The organism is Microbispora siamensis (assembly GCF_016863095.1).
GTDB classification, from domain to species: Bacteria; Actinomycetota; Actinomycetes; order Streptosporangiales; family Streptosporangiaceae; genus Microbispora; species Microbispora siamensis.
Map to the genome: position 1 here is coordinate 23,302 of NZ_BOOF01000028.1, position 23,877 is coordinate 47,178.

The window sequence follows — 23,877 nt, forward strand, 5'->3', positions numbered from 1 at the left end:
GTCGACTATCCCGGGACGAATAATGATGTTCTCCATGATATTGATTCGGGGAAGGTTCCATGACTGAGGTGACTCTAGCCGTCGTCGGCGGAGGCCTGCGAGGGCTGACCTACGCGCGCCGCGCGCACCACACGGGCGCCGGCCGCGTCGTGGCCGTGGCCGATCCCGATCCCCTCCGGCGTGCCGTCTTCGCCGAGGAGTTCGGGATCGCGCCGGATCGCACGCACGCCGACTGGAAGGACCTGGCGGCGGGTGGCCGGGTCGCCGACGCGGTGGTCATCGCCACGCACGACCGGTTGCACACCGAACCGGCGGTGGCGCTGGCGGACCTCGGTTACCACATTCTCCTGGAGAAGCCGATGTCCACGAGCGAGCAGGAGGCGACCAGGATCGCCGACGCGGCCAGGCGCAACGGCATCATGCTCGCGGTCTGCCACGTGCTGCGATACACGTCGTACACGCGGGCGGTGCGCGGGCTGCTGGAGGACGGGCGGATCGGCCGGCTCGTCAACGTGCAGCACCTGGAGCCCGTGGGGTGGTGGCATCAGGCGCACTCGTTCGTCCGCGGGCACTGGCGGCGACAGGACACCTCCGCGCCGATGCTGCTGACCAAGGCGTGCCACGACATCGACTGGCTCGTCCACCTCTTCGGCCGCCCGCCCGCCCGCGTCTCGTCGTTCGGCTCCCTTTCGCACTTCCGCCAGGAGGACCGGCCCGCCGGGGCCGCCGACAGGTGCCTCGACTGCCCGATCGAGCCGTCGTGTCCCTACTCGGCGCCGCGGCTCTACCTGGGGTGCCTCGGCGATCCGTCGAGCGAGTTCTGGCCGCTGTCGGCCGTCACGCCGGGGCGCACCGAGGCGGACGTGCTGGCAGCCCTGCGTACGGGGCCGTACGGGCGGTGCGTGTACGCGTGCGACAACGACGTCGTCGATCATCAGGAGGTCCTGATGGAGTTCGACGACGGCGCGACGTGCTCGTTCACGATGAGCGCGTTCACTCCCATGGAGCACCGGCGTACACGGTTGTCCGGGACGCACGGCTACATCGAGGGCGACGGCCACGCCGTACGCGTGGTCGACTTCCGCACCGGCGCCGAGGAGACGATCGTCGTGGGCGCCGACGAGACGACGTCCGAGGCGCAGGGCCCCTCGGCGGCCGACGGACACGGGGGCGGCGACGAGGGTCTCACGGACGCCTTCCTCGCCGCCGTGGCCTCGGGCGACGCCGGCCTGCTGCGGTCGGACGCGGACGAGAGCCTGATGACCCACCGTGTGGTGTGGGCCGCGGAACAGGCCCGTCTCACCGGCAAGGTCGTCACCTTGTGAGATCCCCCGCCGCACTGGATTCGGGTGCCTGGCTTCTGACCAGGGCGGCTGACAGCACGCATAGAGGACGTCGTACGAGAGGGCGGCGGGTGAGAGTCCCGCCGAGCCCGGCGACGTACGGTCGGGACATGGCCGGCATTCCTGGTGACCCTGGATCACGGCGTCCCGCCCCTCCGCTTCGCGACGAGGCGGAGCGGCACGTCGTGATGATGTGCGGCATCGCGGGTTCGGGCAAGACGACCTACGCGCAGGAGTTGGAGCGGCGCGGCTACGTCCGGCTGTCCGTCGACGAGGTCGTCTGGGCCCGGCTCGGGCGCGACGGCGGCCATCTCGACCCGGAGGAGTACGCCGACCATCAGGCCCACGCCGAGGAGGCCTTACGGCAGGAGCTCGTGCGCCTGATGCGGGCAGGCCGACGGGTGGTGCTGGACTACAGCTTCTGGCGGCGCGCGACACGCGACCGGTACAAGTCCCTGATCGAGAGTCACGGCTATCGGTGGGAGCTCGTCTACCTGAAAGCGAACCCGGAGACCCTGCGCCGGCGGCTCGCGGCGCGCAATGCTCTGCACGGGCCGAACCGCGTCACGGTGTCCGAGGATCTCCTGCGGTCGTACCTGGCGGGATTCGAGGAGCCCGTGGGTGAAGGAGAGCGGGTCATACCGCAGGAATGAGCCGGGGTGCGGGTTCTATCGCTGTCCGGCGGGGTGGACGCCGTTGGCGGCGGCGATCACCCGGGTCAAGGCCTGGTGCAGACTCTGCAGTTCGGTCAGCTCCATCCCCAGCCGCTCGACGATCGCCACGGGAACCTTCTCGGCCTGCTGACGCAGTGCGCGTCCCTCGCCGGTCAGCACGATCGCCAGGGAACGTTCGTCGGCGCTGGCGCGGCGGCGCTCGACGAGGCCGGCGGCTTCGAGGCGCTTGAGCAGCGGCGACAGCGTGGCCGGCTCCAACTGCAGCAGCCGGCTGAGGTCCTTGACCGACAGTGGCGCGTACTGCCACAGGGCCAGCATCACCAGATATTGCGGGTGGGTCAGACCCATCGGTTCGAGCAGGGGCCGATAGAGGCCGATGACCGATCGTGAGGCGACCGCCAGGGCGAAGCAGACCTGGTTCTCCAACGCCAGCGGGTCGGCGATGTCGCCAATGTCACTCATACGCACCTCCGCCACCATGCTACTGGATTAGTACACTAACTGTTAGTGCACTAAGCAGCGCCGAGAACACAGGAAGTGTCATGGCCCGTAGGAAGAGTCTCGAAGAGCGCATCGCCGACCGCGTCGCCAAGCGCCCGCCGATGAAGGAGAGCAAGCACTTCGAGCACGGCCCCGCCAAGTGGATCTTCGCCAGTGTCCTGGTGTTCGCGGTGCTCATCCACTTCGTCATCGTCGGCCTCGTCATGCTCTTCGGCCACTGATCGAGCCGGCGCCCCACCGCCGGCACAGCGCACGCGGACGCGGGGACGATCCGGGCGGGGATCGTGAACCGACGTGCGCGGCGCGGACATGCCGAGGGCCCGCGGCGCGGCCGCCGCGGGCCTCGATCATCGGGGCTCGATCGCTCGTGACAAGCTCGTGGCCGGGAGGGTCACGGGCTGGTGCAGGTGGCCGCCGGGGTGGCCGAGGACCCTCCGGCGATGAAGCCGAAGGTCGTGCTCCCGTTGGCCGCGAGCGAGCCGTTCCACGACTCGTTGCGCACCGTCACGTTCGCACCGGAGCCCGAGCGTACGCCTCCCCAGATCTGGGTGATGGTCTGCGAACCGGGCCAGGTCCAGTTCACGGTCCAGCCGTTGACGGCGGAGTTCCCCGCGCGCACCGTGACCTCACCCTGCCAGCCGCCGGACCAGGAGTTGACCACCCGGAACGTCGCCGAACACGCTCCGGACACCCCGCCGGACGGCGAGGGGCTCGGGCTCACGCTGGGTGACGGACTGGCACTGGGCGAAGAGCTGGGGCTGGGTGACGGGCTGGGGCTGGGCGAGCGGCTCGGGCTCGGGCTGGGAGACGGGCCGGAGTCGGTCAGGACCGGGGTCGTCCAGTCTCTCCACTGCGACAGGTTGCCGGACTTCTTGGACGAGATCCGGAACACGGCGGGGGCGTTGCCCGTCTTCAGCAGGAACTTCTGGATGTTCTGCTGCAGCGGGGTGCGCCATTCGGACCGGGTGGCGCAGTGGGTGCCGTCCTGTACGTCGGACCAGTAGCTGATGTTGTCTCCCGCGCCGAGCGCCTTGTAGATCTCGGCCCCGGCCAGCGCGGCCACGCTGCCCGACTGGGCGCCCAGCCAGTCGACGTGCGGGTTCTCCATGATGAACAGCCCACGCGGGGCGATCATCCCCACCATCTCGTGGGTGTCCACCGGCAGCTGACCGGGGTTGCCGGTGAAGGAGCCGAACGCGTCTCCCAGCCACGGCTGCTCGGAGTAGGCGCTGCTCAGCGGCTGCGCGCCGGACTCCTGGGCGATACCGCGGAGGATGGGAACACCGGCGCTGCCCGACTCGATCGGCATGGTCAGGGCGATGCGCTGATCGAACATTCCGGCCGTGAAGGCGCCCTTGCCGAACCGCGAGCATCCCGTGACGCCGGTCGCGTCCGCCTTGAGGATGCCGCCGCCCGACTGTTCGATGACGTCGATGATGCGGCTCACGCCCCAGGCCCAGGCGGCGAGCAGCCCGGTGCTGCTCGAAGAGCCGTAGATGCTGTAGTAGGCACCCTGCTTGTTGTTGCGGGCCGTGCCCTCCTTGCCGACCGTATAGGGGTCGTAGCTGATGACGGCGGCGCCGCTCGCCTTGATGGTGGCCGTGTCGGCGCCGAACCCTCCGTAGACGATGACGGCCGGGAACGGCCCGGTGCCACTCGGCAGGTCCACGCTCGCCGAGAAGGAGGCGCTCCTGCCGCTGTCCGACACGTTGACCGTGATGCCGGTTCTCGAAACCGTCCCGGTGACGCCGGCCGGCTTGCCGTGCTTCTCACCGTAGACATACCGTTCGGCCAGTTTCTTGATCTCTTCGCGGCGGCACCGCCACTCCGACTTGGCGGTGATGCGCTGACCGTTGATCTTCTTGAAGGGATCGGGAAGCCTGGAGTTGGCCGTCAGAGTTCCCAGATCGGACACCGCGCAGTCGGCGCCCTCGTCCTCGACGCCGGCGGCGGCCGCCTGCACCGTTCCGGTCCCCACGAGCGCGCCGACACCGGCGTTCGCGCCGGGGATCTCGAACACCGCGAGACCCAGCGAAAGCGCCGCGACGGCACCGATGACGAGCGCGCGGCTGCCGCCCGGGGTGCGGCCCCTGCCGCCGGAAGTGACGTTGCCGATCATCGGGCGCCTCCGTCCGAGGGCCGACCGGCATGGATGGAGAGTGTGGGCCCGGCCTGCACCGGGCTCGCCAGTGTTGCCGCCGAGACCTTGAGACCTTTCAAGGCAGTGCGTCCTTCCTCCTGAGGTCCCGGACCTGTCCCAGGTCCGGAGAGATCCGCAGATCGAGCGGGAGGCGAATGTTTTCGAAGCTTCACCGAAAAATTGCGGCAACCACAAGACCCAAATCGCCGGGGATGTCCGCCGCATCGGGAGCGCATTGCGACAGCGCTGTTCACGACAGAACAACCGCCACTGCTGCACAGGTTTTTCCGAAAAAGTCACGAAAGTTTCAGGACAGCCCAGCCTGAGCCGGCGACCAGCCGCCGCGACTCACCTCATCGGGCGCCGAGGCGTGGACATCCTCACTCTTCGCCCGCCTCTCCCGAAGCGGAAGCCGCCGGCCCGGGCCGTCGCCATTCCCGTACCAGGCCGCGTACGAGGTGCTGGACGAGCAGCGCGCCGAAGGCGAAGGACACGACGCGCACCAAGACGGGCCCGTCGTCGAACAGCCCCCGGATCATCGCGCCGCAACCGGCGAGAAGTCCCAATCCCGTTCCCAGGAACGCGAGAGCCCGCCCGACGACTGTGTTCATGGCCCGAGTTTCTCAGTTGCCCGGGTTCGTCACCGGCGGTTCGCCGTACGGCTACGGGCACAGCCGCCAGCGCTGGATGATGCTCGCCGCGAGGCGCGCACAGCTTCGGGGCCGCCTGCGGCACGTACTCGAGCCGAAGAGTCCCCGCCCGCTCGCGAACGCCGCGACCCGCGCGGCGACCTCGTCCGCCGGTACGACATCGTCGTCGGGAACGGCGTCCTCTCCCGAGACGACGACCACCAGAAATTCTCCGGGCAAACGATTTCCGGCCCGGTCGGCGGTGTCACCCCGCAGGGCCACGTCGAGGAGCGAAGAACGCCGATCCCGGACACGAAGATTCGGCACAGGAACGGCCGGGGTTCGCGCGAGCACTCTTCGTTCTCGAACCGTCTCCGACTATTGGCTCGGCCGAAACACAATCGGTGGAGCCGTGAATTCGACGGTTCGGCGGGACCCTCCGGCTTCCGTTCATCTGAGAGTTCTCCGGCAGTTCACGGGGTCGACTCCTCCCTTCTTCCCTGACCCCTGGAGGCGTTTCCTCCCTCGCGATTCACCTCCCCTCGCCCTCGCCGAATCACTCGCCGAATCACCGAAAACGGTATAACCGAAATGTTCATTGATGAATTGACTGTGCCTGTCAATCTTTTGAGAGATATATTACAAAGATCGAAAAGTCCGCCTGGCCGATGTGATCATTTCGGTGAACCGCCCCCAAGAGGGCGTATCCGTACCGATGGGAGTTCATCGGAATGCAGCTCAGGCGAACCCTCTCCCTGGCGGCAATGGGGGCGCTCGCGGCCGTCCTGATCGTCTTACCTTCGCGGGTGTCGGCCGCCGCGCCGCCGGACGACGGCCCCTCCCGCGTCGCGTCAGACGTGTTCCCCGGCGCCAAGATCGGCCATCGGGCCGGCCCGGCCGCGCTCGCGTCCGCCTCGGCGGCCGAGGCACAGGCGGCCCCGCAGCTGGTGGCCTGCGACGGCGACGGCACCAGCGGGAAGCGTGTGGAGGTGCTGTACGTACGCGAGCCGTCGATGCCCGACCGCTACACGCAGCTGCTGCCCATGATCCGGGCCTGGCTGGCCGACGCGGACGACCAGTTCAACGACGCCGCAGCGACCTCCAGCCGCAGCCGGCACATCCGCTACGCGACCACGTCGGTCGCAGGCGGCTGCGCTCCCGTCGTGCGCAACCTCGTGGTTCCGGCCGGTTCGCTGACGGACTTCGACTCGGGCGTCAACGCCGTGAAGGCCCTCGGCTACACCAGCACGGACCGGCACTACCTCCTGCTCACCGAGGCCACCGTGATCTGCGGCATGGGCGAGATCAAGGGTGACGACCTGACGACCGGGGCCGCCAATCTCAACAACGGCCTGGCCTTCGCCCGCGTGGACGCCATCCCCGGCTGTTTCGGCGCCAACGCCATCGCCCACGAACTCGGGCACACCTTCGGCGCCGTACAGATGAGCGCCGCGCACTCTGACGGCAGCTGGCACTGCCTGGACCAGTGGGACCTCATGTGCTACGGCGGCACGCCGTCGTGGAACTGCCTCCAGTGGAACGACTACCGCCTGCCCGACTGCAACCGGGACGACTACTACAACGCGGCCCCGGCCGCCGGCAGCTACCTGGCCACGCACTGGAACACCGCCAACAGCGCCTACCTCATCGCCGGGAGCACGGCCGACAGCGATCCCCATCCCAAGGTCGGCAACACCTACGTCGTCACCAACGTGGCCACGGGAGGGGCGCTCGAGCCCATCGACGCGTCCACCGGGGCGCTGACCGAGCTGAGCCAGCGCGCCCGCGTCGACACTCCCAGCCAGAAGTGGCTCATGGGCTACACGACCGGACTGCAGTTCATCAACGTCGGCAGCCGCCTGTGCGCCGACAGCTCCTACAGCGGCACCACCCCCGGCACGACGCTGCTGCAGTACATCTGCAACGGCCAGGACGGCATGCGCTTCGCCTACCTGCCGGTCGGCACCAACACGTACGCCATCTTCGACTGGCTGTCGGGCCTGGCGCTGACCGCGAGCGGCTCGTACCCCTCGCCGGTCACCCAGCAGACCTACACCGGCGCCACCAACCAGCAGTGGGTGTTCAACCAGGTCACCGGCATCGCCCCGGTCAACAACAGCGTCTACTACCTCCAGGGTCTGGGCAGCCGCGACAACGCCGAGCCGGTCGGCGGCTCGACCGCCTCCGGCACGCTGGTCACCCACAACCCGCCGTCGGGGGCGACCAGCCAGCAGTGGCGGCTGCAGGCCACCGGGTCGTACTGGAACCTGGTGAACGTCAACAGCGCCAAGTGCCTGGACCTGGTCTCGGCCGGCACCGCGAACGGCGTGCAGGTCAGGCAGGCGACCTGCGGCACCGCGACCAGCCAGCAATGGACGTTGCGGCGGGTCGCCGACGGCACGTTCTACCTGGTCAACCGCTTCAGCGGGAAGGTGCTCGACAGCCCGCAGGGCAGCGGCACCACCCTGGAACAGCAGACGATCACCGGCAACACCGACGGCAGCCTCGGCATCGTCGCCGGCGACCAGATCTGGTATCTGAACCCCGCCTGACGCTCCTCGCGGGCCGCCCGGCACGCCCGGGCGGCCCGCATCGGGCCCTGTCAGGGTCACCCGGGAAGCTGGAAGTGCCAGACGACCATCGTCGGCACGTCGCCGTTGGCGGCCTCCGCCGCCTCGGGCACCAGGTCGGCGAGACACCAGGGCCAGAGCTCCCAGACGCCCACCGCCTCCGCCGTGGACGGCGCCCCGCTCGGCCGGCGACGCTCCGCCTTGGGTTCCTCGCAGCGTCGCACCTGCAATCCGGCCGACAGCGCGGCGCGCAGGTAATCGCCTATCGAGTGCTGATGAGTGGAGATCCGTCCCGGCCCGCCGTCCGCTCGCCGTACGGGCGGGACGAAGCCTCGCCGGACCCCTTCGGGGTGCATGTCGGAAATGATCAGGTGCCCGCCCGGACGCAGGACTCTGGCGAACTCGGTCATCGCCGGCCGCAGCACGGGGACATGGGTCAGCGCCAGAGAGCACACCACCAGGTCCACGGCGTCGTCCGGCACCGGCAGGTCATGCAGATCCCCGAGCAGGAACCGGCCGAGCGGTGCCCGGGCACGCGCGTGTGCCAGCATGTCGGGCGAGCTGTCCACACCCAGCACCCGATGACCCCGTTCGGCCAGCAACGCCGCGACCCGGCCGGTTCCGCAGGCGGCGTCCAGGGCGACGCCCGGGGACAGGGTGCCGACGATCGCGCCGATGATGGGCTCGTCGATGTCGAACAGGCCGTTCGGGCCGTCATAGGAGCCGGACCAGATGCGGTAGCCCTCCGTCGTGTCCACGCGCGCGACCTCCACGGCCGCCTCCGCCAGTGCCTCGTCGTCGAGCAGCCTGCGGATCTCCGCGATCCGCGAGTCCACGAAGCCGCGGTCGAACCGGCCGGTGAAGGAACGCAACAAGGCGACGCCCTCGAGACCGAGCAGGTACGCCAGAGGGTTTTCGTAGATCACCGGATCGACACTAACGACATGTGTCACCCCGGTGCCATCGAAATAAGCGCCGCCATCCGCCGCACCGTCCGCGCAGGTCACCGGGCACCACGGGTGTCTCAGGGCGCCCCGGCGGACGGCCGGACGACGTCGGCGCCCCGCTCTTCGAGCAGGTCGGCCAGGCGTGCGGCGTTGCGCTGGGAGTTGTCGGCGCAGCAGTTGTTGGTCAGCACGTGCGTGGTCGCCGTACGGGCGGCGAGGGCCGCTATCCGGCCGGCCCAGTGCCGAAGCTCCTCCTCCGAGTAGAGATAGCCGAACCGCTCCTCGATGACGCGGCTCGTCCACTTCTCCGAGTGGCCGTGCAGGCGGACGACGGCGAGGTCGGAGGTGGCCGCGAGCACCGGCGGGACCGACGAGGGGTGCCCCTGCGGCATGTCCACCCCGACGTACGGCACGTCGTTGGTACGCAGGAAGTCGAGGGTGTCCCCCCGGGTGGCCTCGTCCATCCAGGCCGCGTTGCGGAACTCGACGCACACGCGCATCGGCAGGCAGCGGTCGCGGCATTCGAGGATGTAGCGGCGGTTCGCGCCGCCCGGCGGGAACCACTGCGGGAACTGGAGCAGCACCGCGCCGAGTTTCCCCGACTCGTGCAACGGCTCCAGCGCGCCGAGGAACCGGCGCCACACCTCCTCGACGACCTCCGGGGGGAGGTCGCGCCGGTAGAGCGTGCGCTTCGGCTCCCCCAGCACGGCCCGCAGGTCCCTGTAGAGCGCGGCCGGCCGGGTCGGATGCCCGGTGAGCAGGGAGAACGCCTTCACGTTGAAGGTGAAGTCCTTCGGCGTACGGTCACGCCACAGCTCGGCCGTACGCCGGGCCGGCGGGTTGTAGTAGGTGGCGTCCACTTCGACCAGGGGGAACCGGCCCGCGTAGTGGCCGAGCCTGGCCTCGGGTGTGGACGCCTCGGGCGGATACCAGCCCGAGGCGAGCAGCGACTTGTCCGTCCAGGAGGCCGTACCGACCAAGATCTTGCCCATCACAGTCACACGGGGGAACCCACTGCGTCAGCAGGCGGGTGTTCCGCGCTTCCTCCCTTCGCGTTTCGCCTCTCCGCCGCATTCCGGTGGTGATCTCCACTGCCCGGCACGACGCGGGCGACGCCGGTCGCCCACGCCACATCGGCGTCCGGCTCGCGCTGCGGCCCACCGTCCCGACGCCGCGCATCGGCCCGCGCACCGGATGACATAGCCTGTGAGCAGGCAAAACGACGACCGGAGGAGAACCCCGCCATGGGTTCGCTCAGCCCTGTTCACTGGATGATCGTGTTCGTGGTTCTCGTGCTGCTCTTCGGCGCGAAGAGGCTGCCGGACACCGCGAAGGCCGTCGGGCAGTCGCTGCGGATCCTCAAGAGGGAGACCGGCAAGCTCGGCGACGAGGACGACGCCCCGGCCGCCCGGGCCCGTACGGCACCGGCCTCCCCGGACGTCGAGGAGCGGCTGCGGGCGCTCGAAGAGGAGAACGCCCGGCTCAGGGCCGCGGCGGACGGCGCGCGACGGGACGAGCCCGAGGTCCGCTGACGCATCGCCCCGGCCGACGGGAGCGAGGGTGCCCCGGGCAGGGATTCGCTCCCGGCCGCGTGAACCTTTCCGCCGGGCCCGGACTCCAACAGGACATGAAGTTCACGACCTCGCTCCGCGTCGTCCTCCCCGCCGCCGCGGCCGCCGCGTTGCTCTCCGCCGGGTTGCTCTCCGCCGCGTCGCTCCCGGCCGGCGCCGCGACCATGCCAAAGTTCGCCACGCCCAAGGCGTACGGCACGTCGTTCCAGAGGGACCCCCACCACGACTTCACCAAGCACATCTCGCCGCGGCACGACGGCATCCTGCGGGGCTGGGTCACGCACTACCGGTCCGGGGTGGCGGAATACGAGCCGATCAGGTGGGTGAAGGACAAGACCGGCCACACGGAGGGGCACTTCGAGGGCCCGCCCGAGGGTGACGTCATGGCCTACGCCTCCCCGGTGGCGAAGAACGTCGTGTTCTACAGCGCCATCGGGTGCAAGGGCACCACGGTGACGGTGACGAACGGCGGTCTGGGGTCGAAGCGGTGCTCCCGGAGCGAGCTGATCTCCCGGATGAAGAACGTCCATCATCCGGCGCTCATCACCGTCTATCGCGGCAAGATCGTCAAGGTCCAGGAGATCTACACCCCCTGAAGAACCGCCGGTCACCCGGCACCTCTCGGCACAGGGCCGGACTTCCCGTTTCGCGGAGGTCCGGCCCTTTTCGTGCACGGGCCTGCCGCGCAGGCGGACGGCCTCGACTTGACGCCTCTCGGGTTAGGAGAACATACTCTGGTTATAGCTTCTAACCAACGGAACGAGGTGTCATGCCCGTGTCGGTCCGCGCCCGCGGTGTCTCGCTCGCACTGCTGGCGTCGTCGCAGTTCCTGGTGGTGCTGAACACCTCGATCGTCAACGTGGCGCTGCCCGCCATCGGCGACGACCTGAGCCTGTCGGCCGCCGGGTTGTCGTGGGTGGTCAACGCGTACCTGATCGCCTTCGGGGCGCTGCTGCCCGCGGGCGGCAGGCTCGCCGACCTGTACGGCGGGCGGCGCGCCCTCGCCGCGGGGCTGGCCCTGTTCACGGCCGGCTCGGCCGGGGCCGCGCTCTCCCCGGGCGCCGGGGCGTTGATCGCGGCGCGGGCCGTGCAGGGCGTCGGGGCCGCGGTGCTCTCCCCGGCCGCGCTGGCCGTCCTGCTCACGCTGTATCCCTCCGGCGCCGCACGCGGCCGGGCGCTCGGCGTGTGGGGTTCGGTCTCGGCGGCGGGCGGCGCGGCCGGGGTCCTGCTGGGCGGGCTGCTGACCGGCACGCTCGGCTGGTGGTCGGTCTTCGCCGTCGGCGTGCCCGTCGCGGCGTTGGTCCTGGCCGCCCTGCCGCGCCTGGTGCCGGGCGACGACCGGCCGCCGCGCGGCGGCGGGCTCGACCTGCCGGGAACGGTCTCGGTCACGCTGGGCCTGCTCGGCGTCGCGTACGGCCTGGGCGGCGGCGGATGGGCGGCGATCGCCGCGGGCGTGGCCCTGCTCGGCGTGTTCGCCCTGTGGGAGCGGCGGGTGGAGCGGGGACCCAAGCAGGGCGCCGCCGTGCCGTTGATCCCGCCGAGCCTGCTGCGCACGGCCGACGTGGGGATCGGGAACGTGCTCATGCTGCTGCTCGGGATGGTCTGGGTCGGCACGTTCTTCTTCCTGCCGCTCTACCAGCAGCGGGTGCTCGGCTACTCGCCGCTGGAGGCGGGGCTCACCCAGCTTCCCCTCGCGCTGGCGCTCGTCCTGGCGCCGCTCGCGGCGGGCCGGCTGCGGCGCACGCTCGTCCCCGGCCTGCTGACGCTGGCCGCAGGGCTGGCCTGGCTGGCACGGGCGCCGGAGGACGGGACCTTCCTCGTCGACCTGCTGGGGCCGACGGTCCTGGTGGGCGCGGGACTGGGGCTGGCGTTCGTGCCGCTGACCGCGCTCGGCGTCGCCGGGGTGCCCGGCGAGCGGGCGGGCGTCGCGAGCGGCCTCATCACCACCACACGGCAGGTCGGCGGCGCGCTCGGCCTCGCCGTCCTCACCTCGGTCGCGGGCCTCGCCCCGGCCGGTGTCACCGGCTACCGCCACGCCTTCCTGACGGCGGCGGCCATCTCCCTCGTCGCGGCGACCGCCGCGCTCCTGAAAGGACGCACCCGATGAACAAGCCGTATCTGACCGGTCACTTCACCCCGCACGTGGACGAGGTGACCGCCCGCGACCTGGTGGTGGAGGGCACGCTGCCCGCCGAACTGACCGGCCGGCTGGTGCGCAACAGCCACAACCCCCTCCCCGGGGTCACGCCTGCGCACTGGTGGAAGGGCAGCGGCATGGTCCACGGCATCCGGCTGCGGGACGGCCGGGCCGAGTGGTATCGCAACCGCTGGGTGCGGACCCCCGCCCTCGACGGCGCGCCGTACATGACCGAGAAGGGGCCCGACCTGACCGCCAGCACCGCGGGAACGCACGTGATCGAGCACGCGGGCAGGCTGCTGGCGCTGTGCGAGGCCAACCACCCCTTCGAGCTGACCCCCGAGCTGGAGACCGTCGGAGCGTACGACTTCGGCGGGAAGCTCACCACGATGATGACCGCCCACCCCAAGAGCGACCCGGTCACCGGTGAGCTGCACTTCTTCGGCTCCTCGCCGTTCCCGCCGTACCTCGTCTACCACGTGGCCTCGGAAACGGGCGATATCGAATTCAGCGAGGAGGTGCCCGGGGCGACCGCCTCACTGAAGCACGACTTCGGGATCACGGAGCGCTTCGTGGTGTTCGTGGAGGGCTCTGTGACCTTCGACCACACCGAGACCTCCGGCATCCCGTACTCCTGGAGCGACGACCAGGTCACCCGCATCGGCGTGATGCCGCGGGGCCGGGGCGGCGCGGCGAAGATCCGGTGGTTCGCCATCGAGCCCGGCAGCCTGCTGCACGTCGCCAACGCGTACGAGGACGCCGAGGGCCGGATCGTCCTCGAAGGACCGGCCATGGACCGCGACGGGTTCCGGCGCTCGTGGAAGTGGTGGGCGGGGCTGCCCGGGCACGGCGTCGTGCCGAACTCGCGCTCCTTCAACCGCCGCTGGGTCGTGGACCCGCGGACGGGCAAGGTCGCCGAGGACCTCGTGGACGACCTGGTCATCGAGTTCCCCACGATCAACGATGAGCTGCTGGGCCGCGAGCACCGCTACCAGTACGCGATCTCCTTCCCCGACGACCGGGGCGTGGGCGGCTACGGCGTGGTCAAGTACGACCGGGTCTCCGGCGGCAGGCAGGTGCTGCCGGTCGGCGACGGGCGGCTGCCGAGCGAGGCCGTCTTCGTGCCCGCCGCGGGCGCGGTGAACGAGGACGACGGATACCTGCTGACGGTCGTGAGCGACCTGCACGCGGACGCCTCCCGGCTGCTGGTCCTGGATGCCGCCGACCTGAACCGGCCCCCGGTCGCGACCGTGCACCTGCCCCGCCGGGTGGTGGCCGGCATCCACGGCTCGTGGATCTCCGACAACTGACATCCCTTGAGAGGAAGAACCATGGACATCGACCGGAACGCCCCCGTCGTCGTCGAGCTGGAGACCACCGTGCACGCCCCGATCGAGAAGGTCTGGCGGCTGCACACCGACATCGACGCCTGGCCGAGCTGGAACCCCGACATCTCCTCGGCGCGGCTGCGCGGTGACCTCGCCGTCGGCGCGACCTTCGACTGGGAGACCCACGGGCTGGTCATCGCCTCGACGGTCGCCGAGCTCGTCCCCGGGCGCCGCGTCGTCTGGGGCGGCCCGGCCCACGGCATCGACGGCGTGCACGTCTGGACCTTCGAGGAGACCGACGGCGGGGTGCTCGTACGGACCCGGGAGTCGTGGGCGGGCCCGCCCGTCGAGGCGGACCCCGAGGGCATGCGGGCGGCGCTGGAGGGCTCGCTCCGGGCCTGGCTCGCCGCGCTCGAGCGGACAGGAGACGCCGATGAGAGGCACTCACCATAATGAGGGGATGTCAACGCCGCGACAGCGCTACCGGGACCAGGTCCGTTCGGAGATCAAGCAGATCGCCCTCGTCCAGATCGGCGAGGGCGGGGCGGCGGCGCTGAGCCTGAACGCGGTGGCGAAACAGCTCGGCGTCACGGGCCCGGCGATCTACAAGTACTTCCGCAGCCGCGACGACCTGCTGACCGAGCTGATCCTCGAGGGTTTCGACGAGGTCGCCGCGGCCGTACGGGCCGCCGTCAGCGAGGGCGCGCCGCGGGAGCGGCTGCACGCGCTGGCCCGGGCCTTCCACGGATGGGCGGTGGCCAACCCGCACCTGTTCCAGTTGCTGGCCGGGACGCCCTCGCCCGGCTACGAGGCTCCCCCGGAGAGCGTGATGCGGGCCCGGAACGTGCTCGGGCCCTTCCTCCCGGTGTTCGCCGGGGGGCACTGCCGGCCGGGGACCGAACCGCTGCGGGAGCAGATGCGGCGGTGGGTGGAGGAGACCCCTGCGGTCGCCGAGTGGGTGCGCGCGTTCGCCCCGGAAGGGGATCCGGCGACCGCCCTGGCCGGGACGGTCATGGCCTGGGCCCAGCTCCAGGGCGTGGTGAGCCTGGAGGTGCAGGGGCAGTTCGCCGGCATGGGGCACAGCGGGGCCACCCTGCTCGCCGCCGTGATGGACGCGCTCGCCGACAGCATCGGCCTGTGACGGGCATCCTGGAACGATGAGTACGGAAACGATCAGCGCGGCGGCGGCGGGGTCCTGGCGGCTCGGCGACCTCACGGTCAACCGGATGGGGTTCGGCGCGATGCGCCTGACGGGCAGCGCCGCCTTCGACCTCGGCACGCCGAGCGACCGCGAGCGGTCGATCGCGGTGCTGCGGCGCGCCGTCGACCTCGGCGTGAACCACATCGACACGGCGGCGTTCTACTTCTCGCGGCTGCGCTCGGCCAACGAGCTGATCAACCGGGCGCTCGCGCCGTATCCGGACGACCTGGTCATCGCGACCAAGGTGGGCCCGGGACGGGACCCGTCCGGCGAGTGGCTGCCGTTCGCCCGGCCCGACCAGTTGCGCGGCCAGGTCGAGGAGAACCTGCGCCAGCTCGGCCGTGACCACCTCGACCTGGTCTACCTGCGCCAGCCCGGGCTCGACTCGATCGCCGAGCACTTCGGCGCGCTCGCCGAGTTGCGCGAGGCCGGTCTCATCCGGCACCTCGGGATCTCCAACATCCGGCCCGGGCATCTCGCGCAGGCCCAGGCGATCGCGCCCGTGGTGAGCGTGCAGAACCGGTACGGCGTCGGCGCCACGCGAAGCCGCGAACTGCTGCACACCTGCGGCGAGCAGGGCGTCGCCTTCGTGCCGTTCTTCGCGATCGCCGGTGAGGGCCGCGAGTCGGGGGCGAGCGGCACGGACCAGGAGGAGGTGCTCGCCGTGGCCCGCGCGCACGGCGCGACCCCCGCGCAGGTGCGGCTGGCCTGGACGCTCCAGCAGGGGCCGCACGTGCTGGCCATCCCGGGCACCGGCAACCCCGATCACCTGACCGAGAACGTCGCCGCCGCCGCGCTGCGCCTCACGGACGAGGAGATGGCCCGCCTGGACGCGGTCTCCGACGCCGGCTGACCGGGGACTCGCACGAAGGCCGCCGGCCTCCCAGGGGAGCCGGCGGCCCGGATGGCGGTCACTGGTCGCTCTCGGCCTCTGCCTTGGCCGACTGGGTGTCCTCGCTCTTGCCCACCTTGGCCAGCGCCTCGCGAAACTGCTCGGCGGTCATCTTGGAGCTGCTCTCCACGCCCGCCTCATGACCCTGACGGTGCGGGTCGTGGAGTTCCCGGTCCTCACTCATGACCCGTCCCCTCTGCGTACCGACATCAGAGCCGCTGGTTCCCCGCGGACGCGCCGCCCACACAACCGTCGGCCAGAGTTTGCACGATTTCCGCGTGCCGTCCGAGATCATTGCGGGACCGGACTTCGCCGGTGACATCGAGAGGGAGATCCAGTGGCTTCGGCAGGTCGCGGCGGCGTGCACGAAGGTCGTCAAGGAGAGAACCGTTTCGCCCGTGGACTGACCGAAGTGTTCGCACCCGCGCACATCGTCATAGGACTACCGCTGGTGGTGGGCGCGATCACCAGCGGTTGGGCGGGCGTCGCCTGGGGCGCGCTGGCCGCGGCGCTGTGCGGAGGGATTCCTCTGGGGGTGCTTCTCCTGGGCGTTCGATCGGGCCGGTTCGGCGACAAGCACGTCAAGGATCGCGCCCAACGCCCGAAGCTGATCGCACTGATCGTCGTCCTGGTCGGCACCGTGCTGGCCCTGATGGTGATGCTCGGCGCTCCGCGCCTGATGGTCGCCGGTGCGACCGCCATGCTCTCCACGCTGGCGGTGACCGGCCCGGTCACGCTCTGGTGGAAGATCAGCTTTCATACGGCGGTGGCGGCGGGCGGCGTGGTGATGCTCGCGTGGATCCTGCCGCCGGTTCCGGTCTACGCGGCCGGTGCCGTACTGGTGGCCGCGCTCGCCTGGTCCCGGGTGGTCATCCGCGATCACACGCTTGCTCAGACCGTCGCGGGAGCCATGGTCGGCGGAGCCGCGACGTGGCTCACGCTCGCCATCTTCCTGTGACCGCGAGCGGCCGGTGGCTCACGCACCGTCCGACTGGGGCCCACGCTCACCCCTCACGGCCTCGGACCCGGCGGTGCCGATCTTCCGGTTCAGCCGGCGGCCGAGCCGCTGCCCGGGGGCCTCCACGAACCGGTACGCCACGTGGCCCAGGACCAGCAGGACGAGGAAGAACACCGGGAGGTTCGGGACGACCCGCAGCAGGAGCGGGTGCAGCAAGTACAGGGAGAAGCTGATCACCCCGAGGTAGGCGAGCCACCGGGGGAACGTCCGGTGCCGCAGCACGAACGCGAGCGCGAAGAAGCCCGCCGCCAGCAGGACCGCCGAGGCCCAGGCGGGCTCGTCGGCCACCAGTACGCCACAGACGAGGACCGTCAGCAGGGCGGCGACGGCCCGGACCGGCCGGAGCGTGCCCTGCTCGGCGCGATACACGGCGGTCCCGGCGAACATCACGGCCGCGATGACCAGGCCCGGCCCTGCCCCGATCCGGCTGCCGAGGATCACCAGCGTCAGGCCGAGCAGTCCGCCGACCACCGCGGCCGCCGTCCTGAGGCGCCCGTTCGCGGCCACGGTCACGACGACGACCAGGACCACCGCGACGCCCATGAGCGCGGCGACCAGGTCCGCGCCGCCGTTGATCGTCGCGCCGGGCATGAGCAGCCCGAGCGGCACGGCCGCCACCGCCAGGACCACGGCGATCGGCGCCGACCTGTGCGCCTGCCGTACGGCGAACAGCCCGGCCGTCATCAGGTAGAACGACATCTCGTAGGAGAGCGTCCACATCACGTTGATCACCGAGGGGACGCCGAGGAGTTCCTGCAGCATCGTGAGGTTCGCCAGCGCGACGAGCGGCGGCGGCCGGCGGTCGAGGCCCGGCGACGTCGCGAACACCCCGGCGTACGCGAGAAGCAGCGCGAGGGCGAGCGCGGCGAGCAGCAGCGGGAGGAGCCGGAAGGCCCGGCCGGTCCAGAAGGCCCGCAGGTCGCCCCGCCGTTCCAGCGAGGCCGGGATGATGTACCCGCTGACCAGGAAGAACACGAAGACGCCCCAGGTGCCGACGTCGACCCTGCGGTCCACCTCCCCCCAGACGGCCGGGACGAAGGTCCAGGCCGAGTGGTGCAGCGCCACGGCCGGAGCGGCGACCCCGCGTAGGGCGTCAAGCCATGCCAGCCGGGCGCGGTTTGCTGCCATTCAGGTGACTTTAGGCGAAATTAGGCGTTGGCAGCACCGCGCCTGGTGAGCCGCGCACTCGGCAGGGATGCTAGGAAACGGGGATGGACCATCGTGATCTCCGGCTCCTGGACGACGACGCTCTGGAGCGGTCCTCGGTCGTGGCCAACAGCGACATGAACCGCGAACGCCGCCTTCCGGCCTACCGGCGCGAACTCGGCGTCGACGTCCTCGCCCTCCTGCGCGGCGCCGATCGGGTCGTCCGGCGGCTCGACCTGTGCTGCGGCACGGCGAACGCGCTGTTCGAGGCCGGTCATGAACTGGGAGACCGGGTGGAGATCGTCGGGGTGGACCTGGTCGGCTACTTCGCCGGACCGCCCCGGCCGCCGCGGCTGCGGCTGGTCACGGCGTCGGTGGCCACATGGGTCCCCGATGCGACGTTCGACCTGATCACCTGCGTCCACGGGCTGCACTACGTCGGCGACAAGCTGGGTGTGATCGCCCGGGCCGCCTCCTGGCTGACCGACGACGGCCTGTTCGCCGCCAACTTCGACGTACGGAGCGTACGGCGCGCCGACGGGACGCCCGCGGGACGGCGGCTGACGGCGGCGCTGCGGGCGAGCGGCCTCGTCTACGACGCCAGGAACAGGCGGGTGAGCCGCCGTGGCCGTGGGCAGATCGACCTGCCCTGGTCCTACCTCGGCGCCGACGACCGCGCGGGCCCGAACTACACCGGCCAGGCGGCCGTGGACTCCTACTACGCGTTCGGCTGACGCCCGTCGCCGGGCCGGGGGCGTACGTCGCAGTCCGGCAGGCCCGCGAGCACGCCGGCGAGCTGGCGGGCGTTGACCTGGGCGTAGTCGCGGTAGCAGTTGTTCATGAGCACGTGGGTCGCGGACGCCTGGCCGCCGAGTTCGCGCAGCCTCGGCGCCCACCGCTTCAGCTCGTCGAGGGAGTAGCGGTAGCCGAAGCGCTCGTGGATGTCGTGGCTGGTCCACTTGTCGCTGTGCCCGTGGAACCGCACGACCTCCAGGTCGGACGTGGCCGCGACGACCGGCGGGATCGAGTCCGGGTAGCCCTGCGGCATGTCCACGCACACGTACGAAATCGCGTACGAGCGGAGGAAATCGAGGGTCTCGGCCTGGTTCTCCTCGCTCATCCACGTGTGGTTGCGGAACTCCACCGAGATGCGGAACGGCTCGCAGCGCCGCTTGCACTCCAGGATGTAGTGCTTGTTCGCCCTGCCGATCGGGAACCACCGGGGGAACTGGAAGAGGACCGCCCCGAGCTTGCCCGCCTCCCGCAGCGGCAGCAGGGCGCTGAGGAACCGCTCCCAGACCTGGTCCACGACCTTCGGGTCGAGGTCGCGGGCGTACAGGTTCTTGCCGCCGCCGCTCGGCCGCAGGTCCTTCGGCAGCGCGGCAGGCCGGGTCGGATGCCGCGTGAGCAGCGAGAACGCCTTGACGTCGAAGACGAATCCCGCGGGCGTGCGCTCGGCCCACAGCCGTACGGTGGCCTCGGCGGGCGGCGCGTAGTAGGTCGAGTCGACCTCCACAAGTGGGAACCGGCTCGCGTAGTGGCGCAGGCGTTCCTCGGGCGTCGTGACGCCGGGCGGATACCACCCGGACTCCAGCAGCGTCTTGTCGGTCCACGACGCCGTGCCGACCAGGATCTCCCCCATACCTCACGATAAGGAGCCCGGTCCGCCCCGGCCCGTCTCCGACGGTCAAAAAGAGCTGTGACCTACGTGACTCATGAAGCGTTCGCGGGACTATGATGTTGGAAAATAAAGTGCCCCCGGTGTCCGGCGGTCACTGGACAGAGCAGCACGTGCGGAGCACACCGGAGGTGGCGATGCTGTCGACCTGGGCTCTGGAGACGTTCGGCCCGCGCGCCGAGCAGATCCGCCAGGGGGTGACCGAGGCGCTGGCGCTCGCGCTGGAGAACGCCCAGGACGCCCAGAAGACGGCGCGGACCGAGCTCCTCCACCCGTTCGGCTTCACGCTCATGTCCCGCAAGTTCGAGGCCCTGGCCAGCGCGTTCGCGGACATGCCCGACGTCGTGACCGTCAAGCCGCCGGGCTCCCAGCACGAGCTCGTCGTGCTCGGCGGCAACCTGCTGTTCCCCTTCCGCTACGCCAAGGACCGTTCGGTCAGCGTGGTCAACGCCAGGATCGGCGACGGCAGGCCGTCCGGGCTGGTGCAGGCGCTGTTCACCAGGTTCGGCCCGCGGCCCTGGGCCGAACAGCTCACGCTCGGCGGCGTCGAGGCCGCCCTGCCGGAGCCCGCGATTCCGGCCGTCCGTGCGCTCACCCGGCTGCCCGAGGGCACCCGCCTCGTGCTCATCGCGTACGCGTGCAACGCCAAGGCCGGCCTGCTCGACGTGTGGTGGGGCGAGGCCGAGCTGCTCGACCGCACCGGCAGCCTGCGCTGGCACCACTGCGAGCCGATCCCGCTCGCCGGGCAGGCGCCCGCGGCCGAACTGCCCGGGGTGGTGGCCCCCGTCGGCGAGGCGTCCGCGTTCACCCGGGGCGCGATGCCGGCTCCCGCGCTGAATCCCCGCCCGCCGTACGAGCGCGCGACCGCCCTGCCTCCGATGAGCGAGGCACCGTACGCACCGGACGCCGCCGCCGATGAAGGACGATGACCGGCTGCGCCTGGTCGAGGAAACCGTTCCCCCCGAATCCGGCAACCTTAGCAATCCGGCACCCGGCAATGCGGCGCTCAGCCCGCAGGCGGTGTCGGACGCCTTCGACGGAACCCGCCTCACCCAGGCGCGGCGGCTGGCGGCGCTGACGAAGAAGGAGGTGGCCGAGCGCATCGGCGTGTCACCCGCGGCGGTCGGCCAGTACGAGGCCGGGGTCACCCGGCCGCGTCCCGATCTGGTCCCGCTCCTCGCCGAGGTGCTCGCGGTCCCCGCGGCCTTCTTCCTGCCGGGCCGCCCGCACGGCAAGCTGGACGGCTCGATGGCGCACTTCCGCAGCCTGCGCTCCACCCGGGCCTACCAGCGCGCCAAGGCCGTGGCCTTCGTCGAACAGGTCTGGGAGCTGACGTACGCGCTGGAGAAGCGGGTGCGGCTCCCCTACGTGGACCTGCCGGGCTTCGCCGGAGGCGAGGTGCACTCGGGCAGCGCCCTGCCCCGCGATCCCATGGGCGCGGCCCGAGCGCTGCGGGCCCACTGGGAGCTCGGCACCGGGCCGATCAGCCACCTGGTGCGGCACATGGAGTCCCGGGGGATCGTCGTCGTCTTCCCCCAGGCCGACGAGGACGCAGTCACGGTGGACGCCTTCTCCACCTCCAGCCTGCCCCGGCCCATCGTGGTCCTGACGCCCAACCGCTTCGACGACGTCTACCGGCATCGCTTCACCGCCGCCCACGAGCTGGGGCATCTGGTGCTGCACGGGGACGCGGCGGCCGGGGACAGCCAGCAGGAGCGCGAGGCCGACTCCTTCGCCGCGGAGTTCCTCACGCCGCGCGACAGCATCCTGCCCAGCCTGCCCGCCCGCGCGGACCTGCGGCGGCTGGCGGAGCTGCGCCGTGTCTGGGGCGTGTCGGTCGACTCCCTGCTGTACCGGTGCCGGGAGGTCGGCCTGCTGTCCGACTCCGCGGCCGGGCGCGCCTACCAACGGCTCGCCGCGCTGCGCGGGCAGCCGGGCTTCGCCACCGAGCCGGTCTCGGGCTACCCCGGCGAGCAGCCGGTCCTGCTCGCCCAGGCCTTCGAGATGGCGGCGGCCGAGACCGGGCTGACCGTGCCCGCGCTGGCCCGGGAGCTCGCCTGGCCCGTGGCGCGCGTACGCGAGCTGATCGGCCTGCCCACCCACCGTCCCGAGCTGAGACTCGTTCCCTGAGGCCGCGTCCCGGGCGACGGCCTCCTCATTCCGCCGGCCGACGCTCGTCGAGGATCAGATCAGCGGCGGAGCCGGGAGCGCGGGTCAGACGAGCGGGGTGGGGTCGGCGGGGGTGAGCAGGCGGCGGGTGGTCTCCAGCCCCCACTCGTCCAGGCCGCGCAGCCGGTCGCTGGAGGCCCGCAGGCCGCCGTACCGCTCGACGGTGCGCGCCCAGTCCTCCCGCCGTTCGACCTCGGGGCGGAGCATGAGGCAGTCGGGGTCGTTGATCCAGAACCTGCCGTGCTGCCACGCCCGGGCGACGGTGTTCCTGGTGGCGTTGGCCTGGCTGGGCTCGGACGGGTGTCCGCTGGGATTCTGCCAGTACGCGGCGATGTCCGGGCCCACCCGCATGGCGTCGACCATGCCGACCGAGGGCAGGATCGGCGCCCCGCACCCCAGCAGGTACGCCTCGGGACCGATGGCCTCGCGGATCAGCCGCAGGCCGTGGCGGTAGGCCTCCACACCGGTCACGTCCTCGTGGCGGCGGCCCTCCAGCGCTCCCGCGTACACGAAGTCGATCTTGAAGTAGTCGACGCCCCAGCCGCGCATGGCCCGCAGCGTGTCCGCGAGGTATTCGGCCGCATCCGGGTGGGTGAGGTCGAGCGCGGCGCAGGAGTCGCCGAGGACGTCACCCGCGAAGACCGGGTCGCCGCTCGCGGGATCGGTCACCATCCACTCCGGGTGTGCGGCGAACAGCGCGCTCTTGCGGGCCACGACCATGGGGGCGATCCAGATCCCGGCCCGCCGTCCGTGTTCGCGGATGCGCCGGACCAGCCCGGGCAGGTCGTCGAAGCGGCCCGAGGGCGTCAGCCAGTCGCCCGGCGCGGCCTGGTAGCCGTCGTCGATCTGCACGACGTCCACGGGGACCGCCAGGTCGTCCATGGCCGTGAGGTTCTCGGCGACGTCCTCCTGGGTGACCTCGGAGAAGTACTGGTACCACGAGCACCAGACCGTCGGCGACGGGCGCGGGCGCACGCCGGCCGGTTCGGCGAAGGCGTCGCCCCAGCGGGCCAGCGCCGCCTCCAGCCCGCCCTGATGCTCCGTGTGGACCACGGGGGCGTCCGACGCGATCACGACCTGGCCGCCGTACCGCCGCGCCTCGATGACCGGCACCCGGGACGCGACGCTTTCGGCGCTTTCGGCGCTTTCGGCGCTCGCGGCGCTCGCGGCGCCGAAGACGTGGACGGGCCCGCCGTCCCCGGGATCGACGGCCAGCAGCCCCTCTCCCCGGAACACGCCCTCGTCCGGGGCGGAGCCGTAGTGGCAGTCGATGACCAGCGAGTTCGGCAGGTCACCCGATAGGGAGTCTCCGCCAGGGGAAGGGCGGCGGTGACGCTCCAGGATTGCCAACCCTCCGCGTAGACCCGGGCCCTCGCCGGGTCCACGCCCAGGGCGGCGACGTCCTCAAATCGCGGTTCCATCACCGGCCAGTTCATCCATGAACCGGTTAAGGGTCAAGAGCCGTCTCATCGGGTGGACGCATCGGGGGCGCCGTCGCGGCGGTTGTTCAGGCCGCGACGGCGCTCTGCACGACCTGCTCCTTCAGTGGCGCCAGTGCCCCGGCGATGGAGCCGATCGTCTCGGCGTCGACGCCGCACGACTCCAACGCCCCGGCGAGATGGAAGACCACCTGGTCGAACTCCTCCGCTGTGATGCCGAGCCCGGCGTGCGCCTCGTCCATCGACTTGCCCCGGTATTCCTGCGGGCCACCGAGCGCGGCGGCGACGAAACTGCGCTGGTGCGCCTTGAGCTTGGCCATGTCGACGTCGGCGAAGTAGCCCCGCAGCATCGGGTCGGCGACGACTCGCGTGTAGAACTCATTGACCACGGCCGCGACCGCGTCCGAACCGCCGATCCGATCGAAGATGGACGCCATACCGCTTTCCTCCCGCATCTGCGTGACCTCGTTGCCCACGACGATCGCCACGCTTCG

The 23,877-nt window shown here is 71.1% G+C and carries 26 protein-coding genes; 15 read left to right on the forward strand and 11 right to left on the reverse strand.

Going from position 1 to position 23,877, the window contains the following annotated elements:
- The first annotated feature begins 59 nt into the window (after window positions 1-59).
- Together Msi02_RS22805 and Msi02_RS22810 are read left to right on the forward strand one after the other, a co-directional pair.
- The gene (locus Msi02_RS22805; RefSeq protein WP_204050175.1) at window positions 60-1,325 is read left to right on the forward strand and encodes a Gfo/Idh/MocA family protein; all 1,266 of its coding nucleotides are present in this window, start codon (window positions 60-62) and stop codon (window positions 1,323-1,325) included.
- A gap of 128 nt (window positions 1,326-1,453) precedes the next feature.
- Window positions 1,454-1,996, forward strand: a complete 543-nt coding sequence (locus Msi02_RS22810) for a P-loop nucleotide/nucleoside kinase family protein (RefSeq protein WP_204050176.1) — start codon at window positions 1,454-1,456, stop codon at window positions 1,994-1,996.
- Window positions 1,997-2,011: 15 nt separating this feature from the next.
- Here the strand turns inward: Msi02_RS22810 and Msi02_RS22815 are convergent, their stop codons facing one another.
- Window positions 2,012-2,479, reverse strand: a complete 468-nt coding sequence (locus Msi02_RS22815; RefSeq protein WP_204050177.1) for a MarR family winged helix-turn-helix transcriptional regulator — start codon at window positions 2,477-2,479, stop codon at window positions 2,012-2,014.
- An 80-nt stretch (window positions 2,480-2,559) separates the two neighbouring features.
- Between Msi02_RS22815 and Msi02_RS22820 the strand changes: the two genes are divergently transcribed.
- Complete coding sequence (locus tag Msi02_RS22820) at window positions 2,560-2,739, forward strand: hypothetical protein (protein WP_030509785.1); 180 nt, start codon at window positions 2,560-2,562, stop codon at window positions 2,737-2,739.
- Window positions 2,740-2,909: 170 nt separating this feature from the next.
- On the opposite strand, the gene Msi02_RS22825 is transcribed toward Msi02_RS22820, so the two are convergent.
- The 3 genes from Msi02_RS22825 to Msi02_RS22835 form a co-directional block, all read right to left on the reverse strand.
- Window positions 2,910-4,637, reverse strand: coding sequence for a glucuronyl esterase domain-containing protein (locus tag Msi02_RS22825; RefSeq protein ID WP_204050178.1), 1,728 nt, complete (start codon window positions 4,635-4,637; stop codon window positions 2,910-2,912).
- Window positions 4,638-5,038: 401 nt separating this feature from the next.
- A complete protein-coding gene (locus Msi02_RS22830; RefSeq protein WP_204050179.1) occupies window positions 5,039-5,269 on the reverse strand; it encodes a hypothetical protein in 231 nt (76 codons plus the stop codon).
- A 51-nt stretch (window positions 5,270-5,320) separates the two neighbouring features.
- Entirely contained in the window at window positions 5,321-5,527 is a 207-nt protein-coding gene (locus Msi02_RS22835; protein ID WP_204050180.1) for a hypothetical protein, read from the reverse strand.
- Window positions 5,528-6,018: 491 nt separating this feature from the next.
- Here Msi02_RS22835 and Msi02_RS22840 point away from each other — a divergent pair, with 491 nt between their 5' ends.
- Window positions 6,019-7,839: an RICIN domain-containing protein gene (locus tag Msi02_RS22840; protein WP_204050181.1), complete on the forward strand. Its 1,821-nt coding sequence runs from the start codon at window positions 6,019-6,021 to the stop codon at window positions 7,837-7,839.
- A gap of 56 nt (window positions 7,840-7,895) precedes the next feature.
- Here the strand turns inward: Msi02_RS22840 and Msi02_RS22845 are convergent, their stop codons facing one another.
- Both Msi02_RS22845 and Msi02_RS22850 read right to left on the reverse strand, forming a co-directional pair.
- Window positions 7,896-8,783, reverse strand: a complete 888-nt coding sequence (locus tag Msi02_RS22845) for a class I SAM-dependent methyltransferase (protein ID WP_204050182.1) — start codon at window positions 8,781-8,783, stop codon at window positions 7,896-7,898.
- 98 nt (window positions 8,784-8,881) lie between these two features.
- Window positions 8,882-9,796: a DUF72 domain-containing protein gene (locus Msi02_RS22850; RefSeq protein ID WP_204050183.1), complete on the reverse strand. Its 915-nt coding sequence runs from the start codon at window positions 9,794-9,796 to the stop codon at window positions 8,882-8,884.
- Window positions 9,797-10,048: 252 nt separating this feature from the next.
- On the opposite strand from Msi02_RS22850, the gene tatA reads away from it, so the two are divergent.
- From tatA to Msi02_RS22885, 7 genes are all read left to right on the forward strand, one after another.
- On the forward strand, window positions 10,049-10,336 hold the full coding sequence (tatA, locus tag Msi02_RS22855) for a Sec-independent protein translocase subunit TatA (protein ID WP_079314979.1): 288 nt from the start codon (window positions 10,049-10,051) through the stop codon (window positions 10,334-10,336).
- Between the two features lie 95 nt (window positions 10,337-10,431).
- Window positions 10,432-10,971, forward strand: coding sequence for a hypothetical protein (locus tag Msi02_RS22860; protein ID WP_204050184.1), 540 nt, complete (start codon window positions 10,432-10,434; stop codon window positions 10,969-10,971).
- Window positions 10,972-11,144: 173 nt separating this feature from the next.
- Window positions 11,145-12,482, forward strand: coding sequence for an MFS transporter (locus Msi02_RS22865; protein ID WP_204050185.1), 1,338 nt, complete (start codon window positions 11,145-11,147; stop codon window positions 12,480-12,482).
- A complete protein-coding gene (locus Msi02_RS22870; protein ID WP_204050186.1) occupies window positions 12,479-13,822 on the forward strand; it encodes a carotenoid oxygenase family protein in 1,344 nt (447 codons plus the stop codon). The genes Msi02_RS22865 and Msi02_RS22870 overlap by 4 nt, the downstream gene beginning before the upstream one ends.
- 21 nt (window positions 13,823-13,843) lie before the next feature.
- Entirely contained in the window at window positions 13,844-14,293 is a 450-nt protein-coding gene (locus Msi02_RS22875; protein ID WP_204050187.1) for an SRPBCC family protein, read from the forward strand.
- 7 nt (window positions 14,294-14,300) lie between these two features.
- Window positions 14,301-14,981, forward strand: coding sequence for a TetR/AcrR family transcriptional regulator (locus Msi02_RS22880; protein ID WP_204050188.1), 681 nt, complete (start codon window positions 14,301-14,303; stop codon window positions 14,979-14,981).
- A gap of 16 nt (window positions 14,982-14,997) precedes the next feature.
- Complete coding sequence (locus tag Msi02_RS22885) at window positions 14,998-15,894, forward strand: oxidoreductase (RefSeq protein WP_204050189.1); 897 nt, start codon at window positions 14,998-15,000, stop codon at window positions 15,892-15,894.
- A 58-nt stretch (window positions 15,895-15,952) separates the two neighbouring features.
- Here the strand turns inward: Msi02_RS22885 and Msi02_RS22890 are convergent, their stop codons facing one another.
- Window positions 15,953-16,117 carry a hypothetical protein gene (locus Msi02_RS22890; protein ID WP_204050190.1) on the reverse strand — a complete coding sequence of 55 codons (165 nt, stop codon included), beginning with the start codon at window positions 16,115-16,117 and terminating at the stop codon, window positions 15,953-15,955.
- A gap of 153 nt (window positions 16,118-16,270) precedes the next feature.
- Here Msi02_RS22890 and Msi02_RS22895 point away from each other — a divergent pair, with 153 nt between their 5' ends.
- Complete coding sequence (locus Msi02_RS22895; RefSeq protein WP_239108624.1) at window positions 16,271-16,891, forward strand: phosphatase PAP2 family protein; 621 nt, start codon at window positions 16,271-16,273, stop codon at window positions 16,889-16,891.
- 18 nt (window positions 16,892-16,909) lie between these two features.
- Here the strand turns inward: Msi02_RS22895 and Msi02_RS22900 are convergent, their stop codons facing one another.
- On the reverse strand, window positions 16,910-18,079 hold the full coding sequence (locus Msi02_RS22900; protein ID WP_204050191.1) for an acyltransferase family protein: 1,170 nt from the start codon (window positions 18,077-18,079) through the stop codon (window positions 16,910-16,912).
- Between the two features lie 83 nt (window positions 18,080-18,162).
- On the opposite strand from Msi02_RS22900, the gene Msi02_RS22905 reads away from it, so the two are divergent.
- Complete coding sequence (locus Msi02_RS22905) at window positions 18,163-18,831, forward strand: class I SAM-dependent methyltransferase (protein ID WP_239108625.1); 669 nt, start codon at window positions 18,163-18,165, stop codon at window positions 18,829-18,831.
- Here the strand turns inward: Msi02_RS22905 and Msi02_RS22910 are convergent.
- Window positions 18,816-19,739, reverse strand: coding sequence for a DUF72 domain-containing protein (locus Msi02_RS22910; protein ID WP_204050192.1), 924 nt, complete (start codon window positions 19,737-19,739; stop codon window positions 18,816-18,818). The genes Msi02_RS22905 and Msi02_RS22910 overlap by 16 nt on opposite strands.
- A gap of 149 nt (window positions 19,740-19,888) precedes the next feature.
- Here Msi02_RS22910 and Msi02_RS22915 point away from each other — a divergent pair, with 149 nt between their 5' ends.
- Both Msi02_RS22915 and Msi02_RS22920 read left to right on the forward strand, forming a co-directional pair.
- Window positions 19,889-20,704 carry a hypothetical protein gene (locus Msi02_RS22915; RefSeq protein WP_204050193.1) on the forward strand — a complete coding sequence of 272 codons (816 nt, stop codon included), beginning with the start codon at window positions 19,889-19,891 and terminating at the stop codon, window positions 20,702-20,704.
- Window positions 20,691-21,905 (forward strand): helix-turn-helix domain-containing protein, encoded by a 1,215-nt coding sequence (locus Msi02_RS22920; RefSeq protein WP_204050194.1) that lies wholly within the window; start codon window positions 20,691-20,693, stop codon window positions 21,903-21,905. Before Msi02_RS22915 ends, Msi02_RS22920 begins: the two co-directional genes overlap by 14 nt.
- 84 nt (window positions 21,906-21,989) lie before the next feature.
- Here the strand turns inward: Msi02_RS22920 and Msi02_RS22925 are convergent, their stop codons facing one another.
- Both Msi02_RS22925 and Msi02_RS22930 read right to left on the reverse strand, forming a co-directional pair.
- The gene (locus Msi02_RS22925) at window positions 21,990-23,294 is read right to left on the reverse strand and encodes a glycoside hydrolase family 36 protein (RefSeq protein ID WP_204050195.1); all 1,305 of its coding nucleotides are present in this window, start codon (window positions 23,292-23,294) and stop codon (window positions 21,990-21,992) included.
- A gap of 157 nt (window positions 23,295-23,451) precedes the next feature.
- A complete protein-coding gene (locus tag Msi02_RS22930) occupies window positions 23,452-23,871 on the reverse strand; it encodes a group I truncated hemoglobin (protein ID WP_204050196.1) in 420 nt (139 codons plus the stop codon).
- Window positions 23,872-23,877 lie beyond the last annotated feature (6 nt).

Coding starts and splice junctions, on each gene's coding strand:
- Msi02_RS22805 (WP_204050175.1), top strand. CDS start 60: ATGACTGAGGTGACTCTAGCCGTCGTCGGCGGAGGCCTGCGAGGGCTG.
- Msi02_RS22810 (WP_204050176.1), top strand. CDS start 1,454: ATGGCCGGCATTCCTGGTGACCCTGGATCACGGCGTCCCGCCCCTCCG.
- Msi02_RS22815 (WP_204050177.1), bottom strand. CDS start 2,479: ATGAGTGACATTGGCGACATCGCCGACCCGCTGGCGTTGGAGAACCAG.
- Msi02_RS22820 (WP_030509785.1), top strand. CDS start 2,560: ATGGCCCGTAGGAAGAGTCTCGAAGAGCGCATCGCCGACCGCGTCGCC.
- Msi02_RS22825 (WP_204050178.1), bottom strand. CDS start 4,637: ATGATCGGCAACGTCACTTCCGGCGGCAGGGGCCGCACCCCGGGCGGC.
- Msi02_RS22830 (WP_204050179.1), bottom strand. CDS start 5,269: ATGAACACAGTCGTCGGGCGGGCTCTCGCGTTCCTGGGAACGGGATTG.
- Msi02_RS22840 (WP_204050181.1), top strand. CDS start 6,019: ATGCAGCTCAGGCGAACCCTCTCCCTGGCGGCAATGGGGGCGCTCGCG.
- Msi02_RS22850 (WP_204050183.1), bottom strand. CDS start 9,796: ATGGGCAAGATCTTGGTCGGTACGGCCTCCTGGACGGACAAGTCGCTG.
- tatA (WP_079314979.1), top strand. CDS start 10,049: ATGGGTTCGCTCAGCCCTGTTCACTGGATGATCGTGTTCGTGGTTCTC.
- Msi02_RS22860 (WP_204050184.1), top strand. CDS start 10,432: ATGAAGTTCACGACCTCGCTCCGCGTCGTCCTCCCCGCCGCCGCGGCC.
- Msi02_RS22865 (WP_204050185.1), top strand. CDS start 11,145: ATGCCCGTGTCGGTCCGCGCCCGCGGTGTCTCGCTCGCACTGCTGGCG.
- Msi02_RS22870 (WP_204050186.1), top strand. CDS start 12,479: ATGAACAAGCCGTATCTGACCGGTCACTTCACCCCGCACGTGGACGAG.
- Msi02_RS22875 (WP_204050187.1), top strand. CDS start 13,844: ATGGACATCGACCGGAACGCCCCCGTCGTCGTCGAGCTGGAGACCACC.
- Msi02_RS22880 (WP_204050188.1), top strand. CDS start 14,301: ATGTCAACGCCGCGACAGCGCTACCGGGACCAGGTCCGTTCGGAGATC.
- Msi02_RS22885 (WP_204050189.1), top strand. CDS start 14,998: ATGAGTACGGAAACGATCAGCGCGGCGGCGGCGGGGTCCTGGCGGCTC.
- Msi02_RS22890 (WP_204050190.1), bottom strand. CDS start 16,117: ATGAGTGAGGACCGGGAACTCCACGACCCGCACCGTCAGGGTCATGAG.
- Msi02_RS22900 (WP_204050191.1), bottom strand. CDS start 18,079: ATGGCAGCAAACCGCGCCCGGCTGGCATGGCTTGACGCCCTACGCGGG.
- Msi02_RS22905 (WP_239108625.1), top strand. CDS start 18,163: ATGGACCATCGTGATCTCCGGCTCCTGGACGACGACGCTCTGGAGCGG.
- Msi02_RS22910 (WP_204050192.1), bottom strand. CDS start 19,739: ATGGGGGAGATCCTGGTCGGCACGGCGTCGTGGACCGACAAGACGCTG.
- Msi02_RS22920 (WP_204050194.1), top strand. CDS start 20,691: ATGAAGGACGATGACCGGCTGCGCCTGGTCGAGGAAACCGTTCCCCCC.